This is a genomic window from Sulfuricaulis sp. (assembly GCF_040901545.1).
GTDB lineage: Bacteria > Pseudomonadota > Gammaproteobacteria > Acidiferrobacterales > Sulfurifustaceae > Sulfuricaulis.
Window position 1 is genome coordinate 127,145 of sequence record NZ_JBBDYL010000031.1, and the last position, 7,381, is coordinate 134,525.

The 7,381-nt window shown below is 61.6% G+C and carries 7 protein-coding genes; 2 read left to right on the forward strand and 5 right to left on the reverse strand.

Features of this window, described 5'->3' with window-relative positions:
* Positions 1-268 precede the first annotated feature (268 nt).
* Together WD823_RS05815 and WD823_RS05820 are read left to right on the forward strand one after the other, a co-directional pair.
* The gene (locus WD823_RS05815; protein WP_368428533.1) at positions 269-2,221 is read left to right on the forward strand and encodes an ATP-dependent DNA helicase; all 1,953 of its coding nucleotides are present in this window, start codon (positions 269-271) and stop codon (positions 2,219-2,221) included.
* An 11-nt stretch (positions 2,222-2,232) separates the two neighbouring features.
* Positions 2,233-2,700: a phosphatidylglycerophosphatase A gene (locus WD823_RS05820; protein ID WP_368428534.1), complete on the forward strand. Its 468-nt coding sequence runs from the start codon at positions 2,233-2,235 to the stop codon at positions 2,698-2,700.
* Between the two features lie 80 nt (positions 2,701-2,780).
* Here the strand turns inward: WD823_RS05820 and WD823_RS05825 are convergent, their stop codons facing one another.
* From WD823_RS05825 to WD823_RS05845, 5 genes are all read right to left on the reverse strand, one after another.
* A complete protein-coding gene (locus tag WD823_RS05825) occupies positions 2,781-3,992 on the reverse strand; it encodes a CaiB/BaiF CoA transferase family protein (protein WP_368428535.1) in 1,212 nt (403 codons plus the stop codon).
* A gap of 3 nt (positions 3,993-3,995) precedes the next feature.
* Positions 3,996-4,775 carry an enoyl-CoA hydratase-related protein gene (locus tag WD823_RS05830; RefSeq protein WP_368428536.1) on the reverse strand — a complete coding sequence of 260 codons (780 nt, stop codon included), beginning with the start codon at positions 4,773-4,775 and terminating at the stop codon, positions 3,996-3,998.
* Positions 4,776-4,785: 10 nt separating this feature from the next.
* The gene (locus tag WD823_RS05835; RefSeq protein WP_368428537.1) at positions 4,786-6,069 is read right to left on the reverse strand and encodes a TRAP transporter large permease; all 1,284 of its coding nucleotides are present in this window, start codon (positions 6,067-6,069) and stop codon (positions 4,786-4,788) included.
* Positions 6,066-6,569 (reverse strand): TRAP transporter small permease, encoded by a 504-nt coding sequence (locus WD823_RS05840; RefSeq protein ID WP_368428538.1) that lies wholly within the window; start codon positions 6,567-6,569, stop codon positions 6,066-6,068. The genes WD823_RS05835 and WD823_RS05840 overlap by 4 nt, the downstream gene beginning before the upstream one ends.
* 3 nt (positions 6,570-6,572) lie before the next feature.
* Positions 6,573-7,381, reverse strand: an 809-nt coding sequence (locus tag WD823_RS05845; protein WP_368428539.1) for a TRAP transporter substrate-binding protein, incomplete at its 5' end; no start/stop codon positions are given.

Sequence of the window (7,381 nt, forward strand, 5' to 3'; positions counted from 1 at the left end):
TTGGTTGATGCCGGCATTCCTTGGCTCTCCGCCAGGACCGGAAGCGCGGATTTTGGCCTGGTTACCTTGCCAGCTTAACATCATGTTCCTTATTCTCTTCCTGCATAACAGAGCTAGCGGACCGAATTGCGTAGGGTATCGTGGTACCGCAAGGAACCGGATATATCCGGCTCTATCGATTGGTAGGGGCATGACTGAATTTATTGTATGCTTCGGACCGGTGCGTCACCGGGGCAGGCCTGGCTAAAGCAGCGGAAGACTATCTAAATTGCCGGTTTCCAGCAAAGACATTCTCAACGCAGACGGGGCGCTCGCCGAGCGGCTTGCGGGATTTTCTCCACGCCTCGCACAACAGGAAATGGCCGCACGCATCGAGCAGGCCCTGGCGGATCAGTCCGTTTTCATCGCCGAATCGGGGACCGGCACCGGCAAGACGTTTGCGTATCTCGTCCCGGCTTTGTTATCCGGTAAAAAAATTCTGATTTCGACCGGCACACGACATCTCCAGGATCAGCTCTATCACCGCGATCTTCCTTTTATCCGTGACATTCTGGCGGTTCCCGTCGCCACGGCGCTGCTGAAAGGACGCAGCAATTATCTCTGTTTGCATCATCTCGAACGGCTGGAAACAGAACCGCGTTTTACCGGGAAAAAGAATCAATCGGACCTCGTGACCCTGCGCCATTGGGCGGGAAGGTCAAAACGGGGTGATATCGCCGAAGTCAGCGACATACCCGAAGATTCCGCGGTCTGGCCGCTGGTGACATCCACCGCGGATAATTGCCTGGGGAGCGATTGTCCTCACTACGATGCCTGTTTTGTAAACCGCGCGCGGCGCGAGGCCCTCGCAGCGGATGTGGTGGTCGTGAATCATCATCTGTTTTTTGCCGATTTGGCGCTGCGTGAAGAAGGATTCGGCCAGTTATTACCCGGTGTCGAAGCGGTGATATTCGACGAGGCGCACCAACTGGCGGACGTGGCATCCAATTTTTTCGGCCTGTTCCTGGGAAGTCATCAATTGTTTCAGCTATGCCGGGATGCGATCACGGAGGACATCAAGGAGAACAGCGGCATCGACGAGCTGCGATCTTCAGGGCAGCAACTGGAAAAATCCGTTGCCGATTTCCGCCTGGCTTTTGGTGTCGAGCCGCGTCGAGGCGCCTGGGAACAGCTTGAGAACGATAAGGCGATACATGCCGGCCTGGCGGATCTGAAATCAAGACTGACGGTGTTTTCAACGGTGCTTGATGCCGCCGCCGGCAAAGGGCCGGGGCTCGCCAACTGCGCGCGCCGGGCCGCGGTGCTGCTGGATCGGCTCCTGATGATAAGTGAAAAATCGCACACGGAATCTGTTGCCTGGTTCGAGACCACGGCGCGCGGATTCACGCTCTATCTCACGCCGCTCGATATTGCCGTACCATTCCGGCAGTACCGGGGTGACGGTAAAAAAACCTGGATCTTTACTTCCGCCACTTTAGCGATCAACCGGAGTTTTGCTTACTTTCAGACGCAGTTGGGCCTGGAGGAAGCGGAAACCGGTTTCTGGGGCAGCCCGTTCGATTATGCCAGGCAGACTTTGTTGTTTATCCCTCCGGGTTTACCCGATCCCTCCGGACCGGAATATACACAGCGTGTGATCGAATCCACATTGCCGGTGCTGCGCGCCAGCCGCGGCCGGGCGTTCTTCTTATTCACCAGTCACCGTGCGCTCAAGCTGGCCGCGGCGCGTTTACGCGCGGAGTTGGATTATCCCTTGCTGGTCCAGGGCGATGCGCCGCGTTCGGAATTGCTCCGGCAATTCCGCGCCGCCGGCAATGCGGTACTGCTCGGCACCGGAAGTTTCTGGGAAGGGGTGGATGTGCGTGGCGAGGCGTTGTCCTGCGTCATCATCGACAAATTGCCGTTTGCCGCGCCCGACGATCCGGTGCTGCGGGCGCGCGCGGCGGTTATGGAAGCGGCAGGGCGCAGCCCCTTTATGGAGTATCAATTGCCCGAGGCGGTGATCGCCTTGAAGCAGGGAATCGGTCGCTTGATCCGCGATGAATCCGATCGTGGCGTGTTGATGATTTGCGATCCCCGTCTGTTGAGCAAAGGGTACGGCCGTGTCTTTCTTTCCAGTCTGCCGCAGATGCCGGTGACACAGCGGGTGGCAGAGGTGGTGCAATTCTTTGACGCCGGCAGATCGGAGCGCCATAAGGCCGTAAAACAGACACAAGTATGACGTCACGGGAGATGAAAAGTTATCTTACTCGAGTTGGATTTTTTCTGGCACACGGTTTCGGAAGCGGCAAGCTACCCTGGGCACCGGGAACCTTCGGCACGCTTGTTGCCATACCCATCTATCTGCTGATTTATCCCTTTCCCTATCCGCTGTATGCCGCGATTGTCGGCGTCATGTTTGTTGTCGGTGTATGGCTGTGTCAAATCACGGAACAATCTTTGGGCGCGCATGACCACCCGAGTATCGTGTGGGACGAAATCGTGGGGTACCTTATCACCATGTTTATGGCGCCCAGCGGATGGGTATGGGTGCTGGCGGGCTTTGTGTTTTTTCGCGCGCTTGATATCTGGAAACCGTTCCCCATCCGTCAAATCGAACGGCGCGTCCGGGGCGGTTTCGGGAATATGCTCGACGATGCACTCGCGGCGCTCTATGCCTGGCTTGTGCTACAAGGTGTGGCCTATTTCTACTTGCCCTGAATGTTCAAAGTGAGGCTTATTTTCGAAAAGCAGGATATGACGGGACAGGCAAAGTCATAGACCAATCTCCAGATTGAACCCTACATGGCGATGATGTCACCGTCGGTGACAAGCTGATTGATTTCCGCCTCGCCATAACCGAATTCACCAAGGATCTCACGGGTGTGTTCGCCAAGCACGGGGGCGGCGAGGCGAATTTGGGTGGGCGTCTTGGAGAACTTCACCGGTGTTCCCAGCGCCCGGGTGCGGCCTACGCTGCTGTGATTCACTTCCACTACCATCCGGCGAGCTTGTACCTGCGGGTTACTGAGGGCTTCGCCGAGTGACAACACCGGTCCGGCGGGGACGCCTGCTTTTTCCAGCCGTTCCAGCCATTCGGAAGTCGGTCGCTCACGGAAACCCTTGGTGAGTATTTCGATCAATGCCGGCAAATTTTTCATGCGCGTTGCATTGTCAACGAAGCGGGAATCCGAGGCGAGTTCGGGCATGCCGATGACTTCGGTCAGGCGCAGCCAGTTCGCCTGGTTCGCCGCGCCGATGTTGACCCAGCCATCCGCGGTCTGGATGGCCTGGTAAGGCGCGCTGATCGGATGTGCGCTGCCGAGGGGGCCTGGCGAGACGCCGGTTGCGAAATAAATGGCGGACGGCCAGGCCGTGTGTACCATGCTGGCCTCGAGCAGAGAGGTATCGACACGTTGACCTTCCCCGGTCTTAAGGCGATGGATGTAGGCGGCCAAGATACCCATGGCGGCGAGTATGCCGGCTGTGATGTCTCCCAGCGGCACGCCGGCCTTGATCGGCGGCCGACCCGGCCCTTCGCCGGTAAGGCCCATCACGCCGCTGATTCCCTGGGCGATCAAATCGAATCCGGCGCGATCGGCATACGGCCCGGTGCCGCCGAATCCGGTGATATCGCAGTATATGAGCCCGGGATTGTCTTGCCGCAAGGAATCGAATCCCAATCCCAGTCGTTCCATCGTGCCGGGACGGAAATTTTCGATCACCACGTCGGCGGTGCGCAGGATCTTGCGCAGCACCGCTTTGCCGGCCTCGGATTTGAGATTGATCGCGGTGCCTCGTTTATTGCGATTCAGGATCATGAACGCCGCCGACTCGCTTTTCACCATCGGCGGCGCCATGCGTCGTGAGTCGTCGCCGTCGGGATATTTTTCGACCTTGATCACATCCGCGCCCATGTCCGCGAGCATCAGTCCGCAGACCGGTCCCGCCATGATGTGGGCCAGCTCGACAACCTTTAACCCGACCAACGGTCCCGTAGCGGCATCCGTCATGGGTCAACGACCCCGGAAATCGGGTTTGGTCTTGGCGAGGAACGATTGGTAGCCGGTCTTGAAATCCTCGGTGTCATAACAGGCATAGCCTTCGTTCCGTTCCTGGTCGGTAAGTGGCGTCGGATCCGCCAGGCGGCGGATGAATTTTTTGTGCCAGCGCGCCACCAGTGGCGCGCCGTCGGCGATGCGCCGTGCCGTGGCGTAGGCCTCTTCTTCGACCTTGTCATCCGCTACAACGCGGTTGACGAGGCCTTTCTGAAACGCCTCCTCGGCGCCGAAAACGCGACCTTCGAGCAGAATCTCCAGGGTGACCGAGCGTCCCACGAGGTCGAGCAGCGCCTGGATTTCTCCATGGCCGGCGACGAGCCCGAGGCGATTGATCGGAATTCCGAAACGGCTGGAAGTGCCGCATATGCGCAGGTCGCAAAGCACGGCAATTTCCAGTCCGCCGCCCACGCAGATGCCCTTGATCAACGCCACGGTCGGATGGCGGCACTCATAAAGCGCCGCGAGCGCGGCATGATGAATTTCCCCATAGGCCTCAGCCTGCGCCGAATTCGAGCGCGCGTGGGCGAATTCGGAAATGTCATTGCCCGGGGCAAAGGATTTATCGCCGGCCCCGCGGATCACGATGCAGCGGAGGTTGTCATCGACGGACAGTTCGCGCATCACCTCGCCCAGGCGCTTCCACATCGGGCGCGTGAGGGCGTTCAGCTTCTCCGGGCGGTTGAGCACAACCGTGGCAATGGCGCCGTCGCGCCCGACGAGGATGGTGTCGCCCATCGGCTAGGCCCTAGCGGTAGAACACGCTCACCAGGCCCAGCGTGACGACGGGCACGTAGGTGATCAGCAGCAGCGTGACCAGCAGCACGCCGATGAACGGGATGTTGGCCTTGGTCACGTCCCAGACGCTCTCCTTCGCGATCGAGCAGGTGAGCAGTAGGACGCTCGCCACGGGCGGCGTCTGCTGCCCGATCGCGAGGTTGAGCGTCACGATCACCCCGAAGTGGATCGGATCGATCCCCGCTGCGGTCACCACCGGCATCACGATCGGAACCACCAGGATGATGGCCGCGGCCGAATGCAGGAACATGCCGATGATGAGGAAGAAGACGTTCAGGATCGCGAGGATGGCCCATTTCTCGCTCGTGACGGACAGCATCGCCGCCGCGATGCGCTGCGGAAGCTGTACCTCCGTCAGATACAGGCCGAGCAGGGCCGATGCGGCCACGAGCAGCATCACGGCGCCGGTTTGCACGGCGCCGTCAATGATCGCCTCCCGCAGCCGTGGCCAGTCGAGCTCGCGGTAGACCAGGCCGCCCACCAGGAGCGCGGCCACCACCGCGAGCGCCGCGCCTTCGGTGGCGGTGACGATGCCCCCGAAGATCCCGCCCAGGATGATGATGGGGAGCGTGAGCGCCCAGAACGCCTTCTTGAAGGCGCGCCAGAGCTTGCCCCACTGGAAGATCTCCTCCACCGGCCAGTTGTGCTTGACTGCATACCAGTAGCACAGGGCCATGAAGCCGAATCCCGTGAGCAGGCCGGGCACGATGCCCGCGACGAACATCTGCACGACCGAGGTGCCCGCCATGACCGCGTAGAGGATCATGGGGATCGACGGCGGGAGGATGATCGCGAGCGTGGCCGTGGAGGAGGTCACCGCGGCCGTGAAGGGACCCGGGTACCCGCGCGCCTTCATGGCCGGCATGATGATGGAGGCGGTTGCGGCCACGCCCGCGACCGCCGAGCCCGAGATCTCCGCGAAGAACATGTGGCTCAACACGTTCACCTGGGCGAGCGCTCCCCTCACCCAGCCCACGAGCGCCTGGCAGAAGTCGATGAGCCGGTGCGAGATCCCCGAGGTGTTCATGATCGCCGCCGCGAGGATGAAGAGCGGGATCGCGATGAGCGGAAAGCTGGTCGCGCCCTGGTAGAGCGCGATCGGCACGTTGGGCAGGCTCGCGACGCCCTGGGTCGCGAGCATCGCCGCGACCGCCGCGATGCAAAGCGCCACGGCGATCGGGACGTTGATCAGCACCAGGCCGACGACGCACAGCAGGACGAGGAACCCGGTCACGCGTGCCCCCCGGCGGCCTCGTCCTCGCGGCGCGCTTCGCGCAGCACCTCGGGCAACACCAGCAGCTGGCCCACCACGAACAGGACGGCGCTGATCGGGATCACCGAGTTCGCCAACGCCACCGGAACATCCGGCAGCGATACCAGCCGGTCGGTGGCGAGGATCTCGAGGATCGAATAGCCCACCCAGGCGAGCAGCACGAAGAAGGCCAGCGTGCACAGCTGCGCGACCACGGCGGCGGCCACCCGCGGGCCGCGGGGCAGCATCCGCACGACCTCGGGTACGCCCATGTGCGCGTGCTTGAGGACCGCGAGCGCGGCGCCGTAAAACGTCACCCAGGCGAGCAGGATGGTGGCGACTTCGTCATACCAGACGAGGGAGTGGCCCGAGTAGCGGAAGACCACGCCCGCCACCACCTCGGCGGCGAGCGCGGCCATGAGCGCGATGCAGATCCACTCGAGGAAGCGCTCGTATCCCCGGCGGAAGGCCTGCAGCGTCACCCGCTACTTGCCGAGGGCGACGGCGCGGTCGATCACCTCCTTCGAGCCGGCGACCTCCTTGGCGAACTCCTCGTACACCGGCTTGGAGGCGGCGATGAAGGCGTCCTTGTTGGGCACGTTCGACTTGACTCCCGCGGCCAGGATCTTGTCCAGCAGTTCGGTCTCGGCCTTCTCGGCGACCTCGTACACGTAGGCCTGGGTCTCCTTCGCGGTGTCCTCGAGGATCTTCCTCACGTCCGGTGGCAGCGAGTCCCACTTCTTGGCGCCAACCGTGGCGTAGGCCGGCGTGTACACGTGGCCGGTTAGCGAGATGAACTTCTGCACCTCCTGGAACTTGGCGCTGTAGATCTGCGTGTACGGGTTCTCCTGGCCGTCCATCACCCCCGTCTGCAGCGCCGTGAACACCTCCGAGAACTTCATCGGCGACGGGTTCGCGCCATAGGCCTGGAACATCTTCACCCGCCATACGCCCTCCGGCACCCGCAGCTTGATGCCCTTGAGGTCCTCGGGCGTGTTGATCGGGCGCTTGTTGTTGGTGATGTGGCGGTAGCCGTTCTCCCACACCGCGATCACCTTGAGGCCCTTCTTCTCGACGGCCGGCGCGATCCTGGACCAGAAGACGTCCTTCTCGATCTTCTTCATGTGGTCGCGGTCCTTCACCAGGTAGGGCATCTCGAAGACACCGAAGATGTCGGCCTCGGAGGACATCACGGTGGAGGGCAGGGCGATGTCCACGGTGCCGAGCTTCAACTTCTGTAGCAGCTCCTTGTCGCCGCCCAGCTGGCTCGAGCCGTAGACCACGACCTTCGCCT

Coding starts and splice junctions, on each gene's coding strand:
- WD823_RS05820 (WP_368428534.1), top strand. CDS start 2,233: ATGAAAAGTTATCTTACTCGAGTTGGATTTTTTCTGGCACACGGTTTC.
- WD823_RS05825 (WP_368428535.1), bottom strand. CDS start 3,992: ATGACGGATGCCGCTACGGGACCGTTGGTCGGGTTAAAGGTTGTCGAG.
- WD823_RS05830 (WP_368428536.1), bottom strand. CDS start 4,775: ATGGGCGACACCATCCTCGTCGGGCGCGACGGCGCCATTGCCACGGTT.